Source organism: Commensalibacter papalotli (ex Botero et al. 2024) (assembly GCF_947179115.1).
Taxonomy (GTDB): domain Bacteria; phylum Pseudomonadota; class Alphaproteobacteria; order Acetobacterales; family Acetobacteraceae; genus Commensalibacter; species Commensalibacter papalotli.
In genome coordinates this window covers 381,354-396,875 of record NZ_CAMXCI010000001.1, presented here as the reverse complement: position 1 = coordinate 396,875, position 15,522 = coordinate 381,354, and the positions used below count along the sequence as shown (strand labels likewise).

Here is a 15,522-nt window from a genome sequence, read left to right as displayed (position 1 = left end):
ACTTATTTTTTCAGAGAAATCCCCAAAGGGTTTCTAGCCTTATCCAATGCGTCCTTACAATAATTTGTAGGAACTACTGATTTTGTTAATGCATTGATATTCAGAGAAAAAACCTTATTTTTATTCTTATCAAAAGTTGTATAAGGTTTTGAAAGCGTTCCCCCCACCCGTATGGGTGCAGAAGCACTGATCGCTGCCAGACGAATATCAGGAGTAAAGTGGAGATTTAATTTTTGATCAGGAATATTCAAATCACCTTGTCCATTCAGCGCAAATTGATTGGTTTGTAAGGTTAATGTATCAAAATATAATATTTCAGGATTAATCTGCGCACGAACTGCCAGACATTGCGTTGCCAAAGATTCTTTTAAGGGCAAAGTTGAAGCCGCTTGGCCAATATAATGTTTAAGACCTTCTGCTTCTAACTTGCCGTCTGTTCCCAGCAATCCCAATTTTCCTGTGATATTATTTTTCCATTCTTGCCAATCATAACCTTTACTGAAGAAATCTCCCATAATAGTCACTTGTCCTGTATAGACATTGGCAATAGCAAAATATGCTTCCATCCATTTCATGGGAAATGAAGATGGTTTTAGGTTAATAGTTATTGTTGGAGGGGCTTGCTTTATAGAATATAAAATATTTCCTTTGAAATTACTCACATTATTAGCAAGTTGAAACTGCGTTAAAGCAAGTTCTTTATTTTTCCAAGCAACATTAGTAGAGAAATTATCGAAATGAAATTGATTAACTTTGATACTATTACTAGTTAACTTGCCATTTGTATAAATATTATACAAATCCTCGTTGGACATATGCATAAAAAAAGATAATATTAGTGGAAATGAAGCTGTAATTTTTCCTGTATATTTAATATTTTGAGCATTAATATCTCCTATTCCTTTAAAGTAATTATTATATTTTAAAAGATTTAGATTAACATCTAATGATGGTGTATTACCGCCTATATTTCCGTTTAATTCGAGATTATAATTGGCAGAGGTCAATTTTCCTGATACTGAAAGCATTTTTTCAGTTTGAAAGAAAAAGTTATTTTGTAAAGATCTTAATGATCCCAAATCTCCTGACCAGCGAAACATAGTGCCATATAATTGACCTGTAATCTGAGTATTGACATTACTATTTAAATCATTGGCAATGATTTCAGTGCTGGTAAGTTGTAAATCAGCAGGCAAAAAATCTGCTTTTATTTTACCAGTATGAAGTTGTAGCTGATTAATTTGGGGTTTAGCCACTGGATCATTATCAGAAGCAACATCTTTAATAGCCGTACTCAAGGTTATATTTTCAATAGAAGGTAAATTCGCATGAGGTAAAAGTTGGTTCAAATCATTTAGATTTAAAATAGTTCCTCGCAGTGTAATATCATATCCTTTTATTTGAACGAGATTTTTCAAAGTCCCACTGACACGTAAACTGCCAATATTTTGCTTGCGAATATACTGCGTTAAATTGACTTGAAATTTAACGGGTTGCGAAACAATCCCTTCATTTTCTAACAACTCATCAAAATGACTTACCCTGCCAGAAATAGTAAAGTCAGCATGATGATGTGAACCATTAATGTTAAATTTAACTTTATTTGATTCAAGCTGATTCAGCTCTGCTTGAGTAAATATAAGATGTGCATTTTTGTGGGTATAAGCATCATCATACCAACATTCCACATTTAAAAGTTGTACGTTGTTAAACTGCCATTTCCATTTACGTCGAGATACTTTATTTGCATCTATTGCAGAAATATCTTTTGGCTTTTCAATAGATTGTAAATCCCAATTTTTCTTTCCTTGTGCATCACGCTCCAGATATATTTTAACATCTGATAGCTCAATGGTTTGAAAATGTATTTTTTTCTGCCACAGAGACCATATATTTAAATCAGCTTTTAAATGACCTGCGGTAATAAAATCAGGGTTTTTACCATTCGGCATGTTGGACAAGGTTATCTGAGAAGCTTGGATTTCTGGCCAAGGGAAAATATGAATATCTAGATTAGTAAGAGTTAATTTTCGCCCTGTCTGTTTTTCGACATTCGAATACAGTTGTTCTAAGATCATTTTGCGATCAACAAAATGATCCAATGCGAACAAACTACCCCCTATTAAGCAGAATATAATTCCACAACTTCCAAGAATAACCTTTTTTTTATTCATTTTTTAGTCCGAATAGCTGTTTTTTCTGTTGGGATCACAAACCCTAAATGCTCAAATGTTTCTTTCATATGCTCAGGCAAAGGTGCCTCTATAACTAACCTCCCCCCTGACGGATGAGGCATATCTAGGGCACGCGCATGAAGATGTAGTTTCTGAGAAAAACCATCCATAAAAGGCATTTCTTTATTATATTTTTTATCACCTAGAATAGGCGTTTTCATTTCTGCACAATGAACACGCAGCTGATGCATACGCCCTGTTAAAGGATAAAGTTCAACCAAAGCAAGCTTTCTGGCGGCAAAATCTTTAACTTCGTACTCTGTAATGGCACGTTGTGCTTCTTTATTTTTAGCATCAGCGGCCTCTATATGAGAACCATTTTGGTATTCTACTTTTAACAAAGGTAAATCAATACGGCCACTGAGTGGTGAAGGTCGACGCGTTGTAATCGCCCAATAGGTTTTTTTCATCTCCCTACTTCTGAAAGCTGCTGAGAGTTTAGCAGCAGAAGCTGGGTGGCGTGCTATCAACAATAGTCCAGAAGTATCTTTATCAAGACGATGTACCAAAGAAGGGCGATATTTACTGTCAAATTGTAAAGCTTCTAATATTCCATCAATATGACTGGTAACGTTACTGCCACCTTGTACAGCTATGCCAGAAGGTTTATTGATAACAAACAAATCATCGTCTTGATAAATAATCCATTCTTTTAATTGTTTTGCTAGTTTAGGATCAACTTGTTGAGGTTGCTTGGCTTTTTCATGATCAATCTCAACGATTGGAAAACGAACGATCTCACCTTCTTTTAAATGTGTTGCGGCTTGAACTCGTTTTCCATCGACACGAATTTGTCCTGTACGACATAATTTTTGGATTACGCCTTGGGTGATATTAGGATTTTGCCGTTTGATCCAACGATCTAGTCTAACATCGCCATCTTCTTTTAAAATTGAAATATGTAAAATTTTCATACAGAACGCTTTTTTCTTAGTTGATTCCAGTGAGACAATCGTTGAGCAATAGTATCCTCTACGCCACGATTAGTCGGTGTGTAAAATTGTTGAGGTTGCATTTCATCAGGAAAATAATTTTGACCAGAAAAGCCCTCTTCAGTATCATGATCATACTCATATCCTTTTCCATATCCTAAATCCTTCATCATATTTGTTGGAGCATTCAAAATATGTGCAGGGGGCATAAAGCTTCCAGTTTTTTTAGCAATCGCTCTTACTTCGTTATATGCCTTGTAAACAGCATTAGATTTGGGAGCTGTTGCTAAATATACAACCAATTCTGCTAAAGCAACCTCACCCTCAGGCGTACCAAGACGTTCATATGTTTCCCACGCTGCAATTGCAAGGGTTAATGCATTAGGTGATGCAAGTCCTACATCTTCAGCTGCAAAACGAGTTAACCTGCGCGCAATATATCTGGGATCTTCTCCACCCTCTAACATTCGAGCAAACCAGTATAAAGCAGCATCAGGATCAGAGCCCCTTAATGATTTATGCAAAGCTGAAATTAGATTATAATGTCCATCACGGTTACGGTCATATAAAGTAGCCCTGCGGCTCAGGATACGTGTTAAATTTTTACTATCTAGAATTGTATTCTTAGCATGTAAAATAATTTGTTCAACCATATTTAATAAATAACGACCATCTCCATCAGCCATAGAAATTAAATCATTACGTGCATTTTTAGATAAAGGAAGTTGACGATCTAATTGCTGCTCTGCACGAGACAAAAGTAAACTAAGAGCCTGTTCATCTAACCTGCGTAAAACTAAAATCTGACAACGTGAAAGCAAAGCACTGTTCAAAGTAAAAGACGGGTTCTCTGTTGTCGCACCAATAAGGATGATCGTACCATCCTCTACAACAGGCAAAAAGCCATCTTGTTGTGCACGGTTAAAGCGATGGATTTCATCAACAAATAATAAAGTGCCTTTACCAGAGTGATTGCGAAACCGTTTCGCTTCATCAAAAGCCTTTTTTAAATCGCTAACCCCTGAGAAAATAGCTGATATTTGAAGGAAATGCAGATCTGTTTCATGAGCAAGAATACGTGCAATTGTTGTTTTTCCAGTGCCTGGGTTTCCCCATAAAATTAAACTTGATAAAGTATGATGTCCTAACATATTCGTTAAGATACCATCAGGGCCCAACAAATGATCCTGACCAATCACTTCATTTAAAGTTTTCGGACGTAAAGCATCAGCCAAAGGGGATTTTTCTTTGGCTGTACCATTAACAGATATAGATTGTTTTTCTGAATCAGTATCAGATGCGAATAAATCCATTGAAAAGTTATCCGTATCTGATTACAAAGAAATTAAAAATATTCATCAACGAAATAATTATTTTGCGTGAACATTTCCATAAGAAGCAGCCCCAAGACCAGGACAACTACAAGGAGATCCCAAAGGAACAGGATAAGGAGTATTACAAGAATATGCTCCTGCTTTACAAGCTGTACCATATCCAGCTTTTGATTCTGTTCCAGGAGGCACTGGCGTGCCAGCTGTTCCAGTACAAGCTGCTAGTAATAAAAGAGAGCCTAGTAATGAGGATTTAATCCCGAAAATGGCTGCCTTTTTTTTATTTTTATTCATAGACATTTTATACTCCATTAATAATCAAATCTTTAACTATTTGCGATAAAACAAGATACCATATAATTCTTAGCTTTAAATAAAAGATTTTTCAAATTTGTATGTCTTTTTTAAAGTGCATGCAAAAGTTATCCACAATTTCGGGGATAAGCTTGAGGAATAGTCTGTGTATGATATAAGGATAGTAATAGAATAGAATGTATAAAATTGAAGAAAGTTATACAAACTTTTAATATGACACATTTTTTTACAAAACAAAAAACTGAATAATAAAAGTTTTATAGTTTCCATTTTTATTTTGATATAATATTGAGTAATCATTACATAGGGATATTTATGTGAAAAAAGCTATATGTCTAAGTATATTTTTAAGCTCAAGCATAATTGTATGTTCTGCTTTTGCTCAGTCAAATGATGAAAAAGCGATTAGCTTTTTAGATAAACATTTGCAAACAATGTTCAAAGTTTTGAATTCCAAACCTGAGACAATCAGTCCAACATGTATGGATAGTTTAAAAAAACTACATAATTTAAAAGAACAATTAACAAAAGCCCCCAATACCCAAAGAGATATTAATCTCGCTATATTAAGAGCGCTATATTCGAATTCTATACAATTTTGCGAAACAGATGTTCAAGCGATTTGTAGTAAACGAGCAGAACCTTCTGTAAGGATTATATGTAAAGAAATATCCAGTCAAAATAATTAGGAGGAAAAGACTATTTCCTCTTCTCCTCCATTATCATTTTAATTTAAGAAGTCCAAGACCAATTACGGATCTCGGGCATATCCTGACCATGTTCGTGGATATAACGTTTATGTTCTACTAATTTATCACGAACCATTTGGTTTATATAAGCAACTTTTGAACTATTCTTGGCTGTACGATTAACAATATTCGCAACCAAGTTATAACGATCTAAATTGTTTAAAACTACCATATCAAATGGGGTTGTTGTTGTTCCTTCTTCTCTAAAGCCATGAACATGGAAATTTTTCGCATTTGTTCTTTTATAAACCAAAGAGTGAATAAGTTGAGGATATCCATGATAAGCAAAGATCACTGGTTTATCTTTAGTGAAAAGGGAATCAAATGTACCATCTGACAGACCATGAGGATGTTGAGATGGTGCAGCCAATGTCATTAAATCAACAACATTAACAAAACGAACTTTTAACTCTGGCATATGTTCATGTAAGATTTTAACGGCAGCTAATGCTTCCATCGTTGGAACATCACCTGCACAGGCAAGAACAACATCTGGCTCATGCCCTTTGTCATTACTGGCCCATTCCCAGATACCAACACCTTCAGTACAATGTTTAATTGCAGCATCCATACTGAGCCATTGTGCTTGTGGTTGTTTACCAGCAACAATCACGTTAATTCTGTTACTTGTACGCAAACAATGATCAGCAATATAAAGCAAAGTATTTGCATCAGGTGGTAAATAGATACGACTAATATCAGATTGTTTTCTGACCACATGGTCAATAAAACCAGGATCTTGATGGCTAAATCCATTATGATCTTGTCTCCATACATGGGATGTTAACAAGATATTTAATGAAGCAATTGGCCTACGCCATTCAACCTCTTTGGCACCATCAATCCATTTAGAATGCTGGTTAACCATAGAATCGACAATATGGATAAAAGCTTCATAACAAGAGAAGAAACCATGACGTCCTGTTAACAAATATCCTTCTAGCCATCCTTCAATTGTATGCTCACTGAGGATTTCCATGACTTGACCTTCATGAGCCAAATGATCATCAAAATCAAAAATCTCTGCATTCCAAACACGGTTAGTAACTTCCAAGACGTTATTTAAGCGGTTAGAATTGTTTTCATCAGGAGATAAAACTAAGAAATTATTTTTATTTGCTTTAACAACATCACGCAAGTAACTACCTAAAATACGTGTAGCCTCTCCTTCCTCTCTTCCAGGTGCACTAATAGCCAAAGCATATTCTGTAAAATTAGGTAGTTTTAATGCTCGTTTGACTGCACCACCATTACTTTGAGGTATAGCACTCATGCGTTTAAAACCTACTGGGTTTAACGCAGCAATTTCGGGGAATAATTTACCAGATTCATCAAATAACTCTTCTGGATGATAGCTTTTCATCCATTTTTCTAATAGCTCTAAATGTCCAGGTTTTGTTAAATCACCAAATGGTACTTGATGGGCACGCCAGAAATCTTCTACTCTTTCGCCTTCGATTGTTTTTGGACAAGTCCATCCTTTAGGGCTGCGCAGAACAATCATAGGCCATAATGGACGATCTGTTTTATTGTTTTCTCTGGCATCTTTTTGGATTTGTCTAATTTTATCAAATGCCTCATCAAAAGCGACAGCCATTTTTTGATGCATTTCATTAGGATCATGCCCCTCTACAAAAATAGGCTCATGACCATAACCATGCATTAAATTTGATAATTCTTCATGAGAAATACGAGCTAGAACAGTTGGATTAGCAATTTTATATCCATTAAGATGTAAAATAGGCAAAACAGCACCATCTGTTTTTGGATTAACAAATTTATTACTATGCCACGAAGCAGCCAATGGCCCTGTTTCTGCTTCACCATCACCAATAACACAAGCAACGATTAAATCTGGATCATGAAAAATCGCACCATAAGAGTGAGATAGAGAATACCCTAATTCACCACCTTCATGAATAGAGCCGGGTGTGGTTGGTGCGGCATGACTTGGAATACCCCCTGGGAAAGAGAACTGTTTGAAAAGTTTTTGCATTCCAGCTTCATCTTCAGTAATATCGGGAAAAAGCTCGGTATAAGTTCCTTCAATATAAGTTGAAGCAACAACACCTGGAGCCCCGTGACCTGGACCTGCAACATATAAAATATTTAAATCACGATTTCTAATAATACGGTTTAAATGTAAATAGATGAAATTCAAACCAGGTGTCGTACCCCAATGTCCCAACAAGCGGGGTTTTGTATGTTCTAATTTTAAAGGCTCTCTGAGAAGCGGATTTTTCATTAAATAGATTTGTCCAACGGACAAATAATTAGCAGCATGCCACCATTTGTTAAATAGCTCTACTTCTTTAGAGGATAAAGGATTCTTATTCGTCATTTTATCCACGTCCTTTTTTATTATAATCTACAAATATCAAAGTCTTTCATTAATAAAATTGTTGCAGGTTTCTTTAATTCTTGGCGAACTTCAAAACTTCCTGAAGCATAATTAACTCTTCATTTGTAGGAATAGTCTGAACTAAAATTTTACTTTCTGATTTACTGATAATCAGATCTCCAGAATTATTTGCTTCTTTGTCAATATTTACGCCTAACCACTCTAAAGCTTTACAAACTTCAAACCTCAAAGTTGAAGAATGTTCACCAATACCAGCTGTAAATATTAAACCATCGAAACCTTGTAAGGAGGTAACTAATCGCCCAATTTCGCCAACCAGTCTATACGTAAATAAATCAAGTGCTTGTTTTGCATAAACTGCTTTGGCGCCGCTTGTATTGACTTCTTCGACAATATCACGCATATCACTTGAAACCTCTGAAACACCCAAAAGGCCGGATTTTTTCCAAATCAAATCTTGAATTTCTTCAGCAGATAACTTTTCCTCTTGTAACATATACAAAATAATTGCAGCATCAATATGTCCGGTACGTGTTCCCATGACTAAACCATCAAGCGGTGTAAAACTCATAGAGGTATCGATACATTTTCCATTATGAATTGCGGTGACACTGGCACCATTTCCTAAATGTGCAACAATAACTTTACCATTGGCTAAAGGAGAGTTCGTTTCTTGTAAATATTGGACAATATATTGATAAGACAAACCGTGGAAACCATAGCGCCGTACCCCATCGTCATAATATTTTCTGGGTAATGCAAAACGTTTTGCATAATCAGGCATGGTTGCGTGAAAAGCCGTATCAAAACATGCAACTTGAACAATTTCAGGTCTTTTATCAAGCATCACGCGCATAGGAGATAAACTACCAGGCTGATGTAAAGGTACGAAAGGAGTGAGGGCTTTTAAATCTTCATATACTTTTTCATTAGCAATAGCAGGAGCAGAGTATTTAGAACCACCATGAACGAAACGATGTCCAATACCAATAATTTGATCATTGCCTAGATGAGTAAATAGCCACTCCATCGTTTCATCAAATAGGGCACCTCTGGCACTTGATTGGAAGAGTTTAGGATCTATCCAATTTTTCTCATATATTATATTTTTTTTATTATCTTTAATGATGAGATGAGGTTTGTTGGTCCCAATCCCTTCTAGCAACCCATTAGTGCTACAAACAAACTCTTGCTTTGCATCTTCACGATACAAAGAAAATTTTAGACTTGATGAACCTGCATTTATTATTAATACCGAATCTGCCATTCAAGAAAACCTTACTAGAAAAATAGTGTATATCTAGAGCGTGTTCAACAACAGGAAGCCTTAAGAGCTTGAAATCATTATTATATAAAAATTAAATAGTTTCACTAAGTTTTCACTCTCTCTTTTGTGATCACCTCTGTTTTATGATGGTACTTTATTTAGTTTTTGTCAAAAGTTTCTTAGAAAATTTAAACTTTATTTCTTAATAGTCTTGCCTTGTCCCTTTTCCAATCACGATCTGCGATTGCCTGGCGTTTATCGGTCTTCTTTTTACCTTGCCCTAACCCCAAAGAAACCTTGGCTATCCCTCTTGAATTAAAGAATATATCTAAAGGAACAAGCGTCATGCCTTCGCGTGTGATTGATCCCAATAATTTGTTAATTTGCTTTTGATGCAATAACAATTTACGTGGTGCTTTGGGATCAAATTTGGACAGAACACCCCCTTGATATTCAGGAATATAGCTGTTAAACAACCATATTTCCCCGTCCCTTTCTCCGGCAAAAGCCTCATTAATTGTTGCGCGGCCATTACGTAAACTTTTTACTTCTGGCCCTTTTAACATAATGCCCGCCTCAATTTTTTCTATTATAGAATAATTGAAAGTAGCTTTTCGGTTTTTAGCAACATTTCCAAAAGAAATTAAACTATTCGTTTTTTTCTCAGCCATAACTTAACCTAATAATCCAACCACCTCTAGGGCGTGTTTAATTTTTTGCCTTGAAGCATCAGTAATCGGTGCCAAAGGCAGGCGACAAACTTCGTTACATAAACCTAAGAGCGATGCTGCATATTTAACAGGCCCTGGGTTACTTTCACAGAACATTGCATCATGTAGTACAGAAAGACGATCTTGCAGAGCAATCGCCTCTGCAACCTTTCCTTCTTTCCAAGCTTTGTGTATTTGCGCACAAAATTTCGGGGCAACATTCGCAGTCACACTGATACATCCATTCCCACCAGCAGCTAGATAAGAAACCACTGTTCCATCCTCACCAGAAAGCAAATTAAAACGTTTTTTAATCGCACGGCGCTCTTGAATAGGGCGAACTAAATTCGCAGTTGCGTCCTTCACACCGACAATATAAGGGTTTTCCGCTAATCTAGCCATCGTTTCTACAGACATATCAATTACAGAACGTCCAGGAATATTGTAAATATATATTGGGAACTCTGATGCATTAGCAATGGCTGAATAATGGAGGAACAACCCTTCTTGAGTAGGTTTGTTGTAATATGGCGTTACAACAAGAGCCGCATTTGCACCGATCTCTTTGGCAAAATTCGCCATTTCAATTGCTTCATCTGTACAATTAGAACCAGCACCAGCTAAAACAGGCACACGCCCAGCAGAGACTTTAACTGCAATTTCAACAATCTTTTTATGTTCTTCATGAGACAAAGTTGGGCTTTCCCCTGTTGTTCCAACAGGTACAAGCGCAGAGGTGCCTTGTTGTATTTGCCAATCTACAAATTTCTCAAACGCCTTAACATCCAAAGAACCATCTTGATTCATAGGAGTAATTAATGCTGTAAGTGAGCCCTCTAGCCAAATATTTGTCATGAAATGTTCCTTTGTATTCTTTCTCTTAGTAATTTATAGCATAAAATATAGATTAATGTTGTTTTGATTGACGATATGGTGATGCAGGATAGACCCCTAAAATAACACATTCCTCGGCATAAAAACGCAACTCATTAATAGCACGCTTTAAACCAGCTTCCTCTATATGTCCATCAACATCAACTAAAAATTTTGTAGCTATAAAAGTCCCATCAGCCATGCAGCTTTCCAACCTTGTCATGTTAATATTATTGGTAGCAAACCCTCCCAAAGCTTTGTACAAAGCTGAAGGAATATTTTTGGTTTTAAATAACAATGTTGTTATGATATCTTTTTCGTGAAATGGTGGAACATCTTTTTCTTGAGCTACAATGTAAAACCGTGTCGTATTATAGGATTCATCTTCTACATTGTGACGTAAAACCTCAAGTCCGTTAAGTTCTGCAGCCAAGGAAGATGCGATTGCTGCGTCTTCTTTATTATTTAACTGAACAATAATTTCAGCAGAACCCGCAGTATCAAATTCAATAATTGGTTCAATACCTAAATCTTGAATAAGCGCTGCTACTTGCCCCATAGCTACGGGATGCGTATGCAAACGTTTAATGTCTTCAATTTTTGCCCCTCGGATTCCTATTAAACAATGTTCAACTCTCTGAAAATGTTCATCAACAATAAATAACCCTGATGAAGGTAACAATGTATGAATATCAGGCACTCGACCGACTAAATTATTTTCACAGGGCAACATAGCTTGATCTGCTTTGCCTGTTTGAACAGCTTTAATGGTTGCATGAAAATCTTCACACGGTAAAGTCGTCCAACCAGGTCGGGCTTCACGACAAGCAAGGTCAGAATAGGCGCCAGGTCTGCCTTGGAAGGCAATAATTTTTTTTTCTGTCATTATAGATTAACCTTTTATTATTTTTCTGACATTTTCCAAGTCTTCTGGTGTATCTACACCGAATGGCGCATCTTGGATAGTCGCACAACCAATACTCATCCCAGCCTCTAAAGCTCTAAGTTGCTCAAGCTTTTCTCTGCTTTCCAAATAGGATGCTGGTAAAGAAATAAAACGTTCTAATGCAGCCTTGCGATAAGCGTAAATTCCTACATGATGCCATAGAGGACCTTCTCCTGAAGGAATAAGCGCTCTGGAAAAATAGAGTGCTTTTCCTATAGTATCTTGATCTTTAAAGCTACATGCTACTTTGACCACAGAGGGGGCGTTACGTTCAAAATCGGTTTTAATAGGTGCAATCAAAGTCGCAATATCAACCGTTGAATCTGATAATGGGCGTAAAGACTGACGGATATCATCAGGATTTATCAAAGGCAAATCCCCTTGTAAATTAATGATAACATCATAATCTTGATGGTTTTCAACTTGCAGAAATGCTTGATAAACGCGGTCTGAACCAGAAGGAAGATCAGGGTCTGTATCAATAACCCTGCCCCCAGCTTGAGTAATGATATCTGTAATTTCTTTGTCACCAGAAGCCACAATAACAGGACCAATATTGGCTTTTTGTGCTTGTTCCATCACATGCACAATCATTGGTTTTCCATAAATATCGGCCAAGGGTTTATTAGGTAACCTTGTAGAGGCCAGGCGTGCGGGGATTATAATTAACGCATTCATTTGGTTGTGGTTCTCAATTAAGATCGTTTTTTTTCTTTTCTTTTATAGCTGATAACGTATCTTTATTCTATAAACAAATAATGGTTGTCTAGCTCATTTTACAGTATAAAGAAAATTATTCAAAAATGGACAGTTTCGATTGGAATAGATTAGCAGTCGCAGGCGTATTTTCTGTTTGTGTTTTAGCGGCGGCTTGGGGCATAGGATCAGTAATGATTCGCGATACAACGCCTTTTAAACCTGCTTTTTTTATTGATGGTGATCAAAATGAGCATATTGACCTTACCTCTGGAAATGTTACCAAAGGGAAAGAGCTTGCTGCTCAACAATGCAGTCTATGCCATACATTCACCAAAGATGGTCCACAAAAAATAGGCCCTAACTTATATGATATTATGGGTAGTCAAATCGCATCTGTTCCTGGTTTTTACTATTCAACCAGTTTAAAAAAGCATGATATAGAATATTGGAATGCACAAAATCTTAATTTGTGGTTGTCTCGCCCGATGAATTTTGCTCCTGATACAATTATGGCTTATCCTGGCGTTCCATCAACCCAAGATCGCATCAATATTATTGCTTATTTAAAAAGTATATCCCCTTCTGCTCCTGCTATTGAATCTAAAACTACGCCTACAGCTAACAAACAATCAGAGCCAACCAAAGACAAAAATCCTCAAGTTGTTCAAGGTAAAGAAGATTTTCAACGTAATTGTGCTGTTTGTCATACAGATACCCAAAATGGAAATGCCAGATTAGGACCCAATTTATATAATATTATAAACAAACCAATTGCGTCACAGTCTAATTATACCTATTCTGGGGTTCTTAAAAACAAAAAAACGAATTGGACTGAAAGTGATTTGGATCAATTGATAGAGAATCCACAAAAATGGGCTCCTGGCAGCAAAATGATTTATAAAGGTGTCAGTTCTGAAGAAGTAAGAAAAAATATTATTTCATATCTTCGTTCTCTTTCTCCACAGGGTAACCATTAATCTTATGACTAAACATCACTTAGATTCCTATCTCCAAATAGCTCAGGAAGCTGCTACACAAGCGGGTAAAGCGGTTCGACCTTATTTCAGACAGCCTTTATTACAAGCAGACATCAAATCAGATGAGTCTCCTGTTACGCAGGCAGATCGCGAATCTGAAACAATTATTCGTGCAGTTTTACAAAAAGAAACACCTCATTTTGGTATTATTGGTGAAGAATTTGGGATTAATAAAACCAATTCAAAATATCAATGGGTTATTGATCCAATTGACGGTACACGTGCTTTCATTACAGGGCGTCCCTCATTTGGTATTTTAATTGCTCTGTTATATGAAGGCAGTCCAGTTCTGGGAATTATTGATCAACCCATCACACGTGAACGTTGGATTGGCGTTCAAGGACAGCCCGCACAATTTATTTCAGAGTTTGGTGGGAAAATTGGTACCAGAATTTGCTCTGAACTAAGGTTTGCTGAGGCATCATGTACTGCACCAGAAATCTTTGAAACTGCGCCTAATACATATTGGAAAAAAGTTTTAAATCAGGCAAAGCGCATTAGCTGGGGTGGTGATTGTTATGCCTATGGTCTATTGGCCTTGGGGCAAATTGATTTAATTATAGAATATGGAAATAAAATATGGGACTGGGCAGCTTTGGTCCCTATTATCGAAGGTGCTGGTGGAAGTATCACAGATTGGCAAGGAAATCCTTTGAATTTAAATAGTAAAGAAACCGTGTTGGCACTTGGTGATCCCAAGTTAAAACAACAGGTGGTTAATTTACTAAATAATGACTAATTTTTTTTATTGGAATATAGGAAAATAAAATGGCTTCTAATCTATCTTTACCCAAAGATAAAATTCGTATCTTGTTGTTGGAAGGTGTGCATGACAGTGCTGTAGAGCTTTTAAAACAAAATGGGTATAATAACATTACCTACTTAAAAACTGCTTTGGAAGAAGATGCTTTAAAAGAAGCTATCAAAGGGGTTCATCTGGTTGGTCTTCGTTCCCGCACCCATTTAACCGAAGCCGTGTTAGATGCTGCGGATAAATTAATTGCCATTGGTTGTTTCTGTATTGGTACAAACCAAGTTGATTTAGACGCTGCACGTCATCGCGGTATTCCTGTATTTAATGCACCTTTTAGTAATACACGCTCTGTTGCTGAATTAGTAATGGGTGAAATCGTAATGCTATTACGTCGTATTTTCACCCGTTCAGATGAATGCCATAAAGGGCTATGGGATAAAAGTAGCACAAATAGCTGGGAAGTCAGAGGGAAGACGCTTGGAATTGTGGGGTATGGATCTATTGGTTCCCAACTTTCTATTTTAGCAGAAGCATTTGGACTACATGTGATTTATTACGATCCAATTGATAAATTAATGCATGGAAATGCACGGCCTGTTGAGTCTTTGGCTGCACTGTTAAAACAAAGTGATATTGTCAGTTTGCATGTTCCACATCTGGAAAGCACTGTTAATATGATTGGGGAAAAAGAAATTGCTATGATGAAGCCTGGCTCTTTCTTAATTAATAATGCTCGTGGTCAAGTGGTCGATATTGATGCTTTGGCAGCGGCATTAAAAAGCAAGCATTTACTAGGTGCTGCTATTGACGTGTTTCCCAAAGAGCCCAAAGAAAAAGGTGAAGAATTTTCTTCTCCTTTGCGTGGATTGGATAATGTTATTTTATCCCCACATATTGGTGGCTCTACGATCGAAGCTCAAGAACGTATTGGTCGTGAAGTTGCGAATAAATTCATTGAATATTCAGACGTTGGTTCAACACTCAGCTCTGTGAATTTCCCAGAGGTTCAACTTCCTATTCGCTTAAAAGGAACAAGATATATGCATGTGCATAAAAATGTTCCTGGTATTATGCAAAAAATCAATAACATCTTTACCGAAGCGGACGCAAATATTTCCGCACAATATTTGCAAACCAGTGGTGAAGTCGGTTATGTCGTTATCGAAGCAACAACAGAAGATGACAAAGATATCGAAATCCTACGCTCATTACGTAAATTAGATGGCACAATTCGTGCACGTATCTTATATCGCCCATGTGATAAATAGGAATAATAAAATTATATGCTATTGATAGTTTTCAATCATTAATAG

14 protein-coding genes are annotated in these 15,522 nt (G+C 36.5%); 4 read left to right on the top strand and 10 right to left on the bottom strand.

Annotated elements, in window-relative coordinates; genetic code table 11:
• Positions 1-2: 2 nt before the first annotated feature.
• From QMN76_RS01850 to QMN76_RS01835, 4 genes are read right to left on the bottom strand one after another with little or no spacing between them, the layout of a single operon-like run.
• The gene (locus QMN76_RS01850; RefSeq protein ID WP_282023014.1) at positions 3-2,174 is read right to left on the bottom strand and encodes an AsmA family protein; all 2,172 of its coding nucleotides are present in this window, start codon (positions 2,172-2,174) and stop codon (positions 3-5) included.
• Positions 2,171-3,148 (bottom strand): RluA family pseudouridine synthase, encoded by a 978-nt coding sequence (locus QMN76_RS01845; protein ID WP_034336996.1) that lies wholly within the window; start codon positions 3,146-3,148, stop codon positions 2,171-2,173. Before QMN76_RS01845 ends, QMN76_RS01850 begins: the two co-directional genes overlap by 4 nt.
• Positions 3,145-4,479 (bottom strand): replication-associated recombination protein A, encoded by a 1,335-nt coding sequence (locus QMN76_RS01840; RefSeq protein ID WP_282023015.1) that lies wholly within the window; start codon positions 4,477-4,479, stop codon positions 3,145-3,147. Before QMN76_RS01840 ends, QMN76_RS01845 begins: the two co-directional genes overlap by 4 nt.
• Positions 4,480-4,536: 57 nt before the next feature.
• Complete coding sequence (locus QMN76_RS01835; protein WP_235176750.1) at positions 4,537-4,797, bottom strand: hypothetical protein; 261 nt, start codon at positions 4,795-4,797, stop codon at positions 4,537-4,539.
• Between the two features lie 332 nt (positions 4,798-5,129).
• Here QMN76_RS01835 and QMN76_RS01830 point away from each other — a divergent pair, with 332 nt between their 5' ends.
• Complete coding sequence (locus tag QMN76_RS01830) at positions 5,130-5,501, top strand: hypothetical protein (RefSeq protein WP_034337002.1); 372 nt, start codon at positions 5,130-5,132, stop codon at positions 5,499-5,501.
• Positions 5,502-5,544: 43 nt separating this feature from the next.
• Here the strand turns inward: QMN76_RS01830 and QMN76_RS01825 are convergent, their stop codons facing one another.
• The 6 genes from QMN76_RS01825 to QMN76_RS01800 form a co-directional block, all read right to left on the bottom strand.
• Entirely contained in the window at positions 5,545-7,902 is a 2,358-nt protein-coding gene (locus tag QMN76_RS01825; protein WP_282023016.1) for a phosphoketolase family protein, read from the bottom strand.
• A gap of 73 nt (positions 7,903-7,975) precedes the next feature.
• Positions 7,976-9,190: an acetate/propionate family kinase gene (locus QMN76_RS01820; protein WP_282023017.1), complete on the bottom strand. Its 1,215-nt coding sequence runs from the start codon at positions 9,188-9,190 to the stop codon at positions 7,976-7,978.
• 188 nt (positions 9,191-9,378) lie between these two features.
• Positions 9,379-9,861, bottom strand: a complete 483-nt coding sequence (gene smpB / locus QMN76_RS01815; RefSeq protein WP_034337007.1) for an SsrA-binding protein SmpB — start codon at positions 9,859-9,861, stop codon at positions 9,379-9,381.
• Between the two features lie 3 nt (positions 9,862-9,864).
• Complete coding sequence (gene dapA / locus QMN76_RS01810) at positions 9,865-10,755, bottom strand: 4-hydroxy-tetrahydrodipicolinate synthase (RefSeq protein WP_282023020.1); 891 nt, start codon at positions 10,753-10,755, stop codon at positions 9,865-9,867.
• A 52-nt stretch (positions 10,756-10,807) separates the two neighbouring features.
• The gene (locus QMN76_RS01805; protein WP_282023021.1) at positions 10,808-11,659 is read right to left on the bottom strand and encodes a prephenate dehydratase; all 852 of its coding nucleotides are present in this window, start codon (positions 11,657-11,659) and stop codon (positions 10,808-10,810) included.
• A 6-nt stretch (positions 11,660-11,665) separates the two neighbouring features.
• On the bottom strand, positions 11,666-12,397 hold the full coding sequence (locus QMN76_RS01800) for a 3-deoxy-manno-octulosonate cytidylyltransferase (RefSeq protein ID WP_282023022.1): 732 nt from the start codon (positions 12,395-12,397) through the stop codon (positions 11,666-11,668).
• 125 nt (positions 12,398-12,522) lie between these two features.
• Here QMN76_RS01800 and QMN76_RS01795 point away from each other — a divergent pair, with 125 nt between their 5' ends.
• The 3 genes from QMN76_RS01795 to serA are packed head-to-tail and all read left to right on the top strand — an operon-like array spanning position 12,523 to position 15,477.
• Positions 12,523-13,395, top strand: coding sequence for a c-type cytochrome (locus tag QMN76_RS01795; RefSeq protein WP_282023023.1), 873 nt, complete (start codon positions 12,523-12,525; stop codon positions 13,393-13,395).
• A 4-nt stretch (positions 13,396-13,399) separates the two neighbouring features.
• Entirely contained in the window at positions 13,400-14,194 is a 795-nt protein-coding gene (locus tag QMN76_RS01790) for an inositol monophosphatase family protein (protein WP_034337017.1), read from the top strand.
• Positions 14,195-14,223: 29 nt separating this feature from the next.
• Positions 14,224-15,477: a phosphoglycerate dehydrogenase gene (serA, locus tag QMN76_RS01785; protein ID WP_282023024.1), complete on the top strand. Its 1,254-nt coding sequence runs from the start codon at positions 14,224-14,226 to the stop codon at positions 15,475-15,477.
• The last annotated feature ends 45 nt before the right edge of the window (positions 15,478-15,522 follow it).

Excerpts from the sequence above, each read along its gene's own strand:
- QMN76_RS01850 (WP_282023014.1), bottom strand. The coding sequence starts at position 2,174 with ATGAATAAAAAAAAGGTTATTCTTGGAAGTTGTGGAATTATATTCTGC.
- QMN76_RS01845 (WP_034336996.1), bottom strand. The coding sequence starts at position 3,148 with ATGAAAATTTTACATATTTCAATTTTAAAAGAAGATGGCGATGTTAGA.
- QMN76_RS01840 (WP_282023015.1), bottom strand. The coding sequence starts at position 4,479 with ATGGATTTATTCGCATCTGATACTGATTCAGAAAAACAATCTATATCT.
- QMN76_RS01835 (WP_235176750.1), bottom strand. The coding sequence starts at position 4,797 with ATGTCTATGAATAAAAATAAAAAAAAGGCAGCCATTTTCGGGATTAAA.
- QMN76_RS01825 (WP_282023016.1), bottom strand. The coding sequence starts at position 7,902 with ATGACGAATAAGAATCCTTTATCCTCTAAAGAAGTAGAGCTATTTAAC.
- QMN76_RS01820 (WP_282023017.1), bottom strand. The coding sequence starts at position 9,190 with ATGGCAGATTCGGTATTAATAATAAATGCAGGTTCATCAAGTCTAAAA.
- smpB (WP_034337007.1), bottom strand. The coding sequence starts at position 9,861 with ATGGCTGAGAAAAAAACGAATAGTTTAATTTCTTTTGGAAATGTTGCT.
- dapA (WP_282023020.1), bottom strand. The coding sequence starts at position 10,755 with ATGACAAATATTTGGCTAGAGGGCTCACTTACAGCATTAATTACTCCT.
- QMN76_RS01805 (WP_282023021.1), bottom strand. The coding sequence starts at position 11,659 with ATGACAGAAAAAAAAATTATTGCCTTCCAAGGCAGACCTGGCGCCTAT.
- QMN76_RS01800 (WP_282023022.1), bottom strand. The coding sequence starts at position 12,397 with ATGAATGCGTTAATTATAATCCCCGCACGCCTGGCCTCTACAAGGTTA.
- QMN76_RS01795 (WP_282023023.1), top strand. The coding sequence starts at position 12,523 with ATGGACAGTTTCGATTGGAATAGATTAGCAGTCGCAGGCGTATTTTCT.
- QMN76_RS01790 (WP_034337017.1), top strand. The coding sequence starts at position 13,400 with ATGACTAAACATCACTTAGATTCCTATCTCCAAATAGCTCAGGAAGCT.
- serA (WP_282023024.1), top strand. The coding sequence starts at position 14,224 with ATGGCTTCTAATCTATCTTTACCCAAAGATAAAATTCGTATCTTGTTG.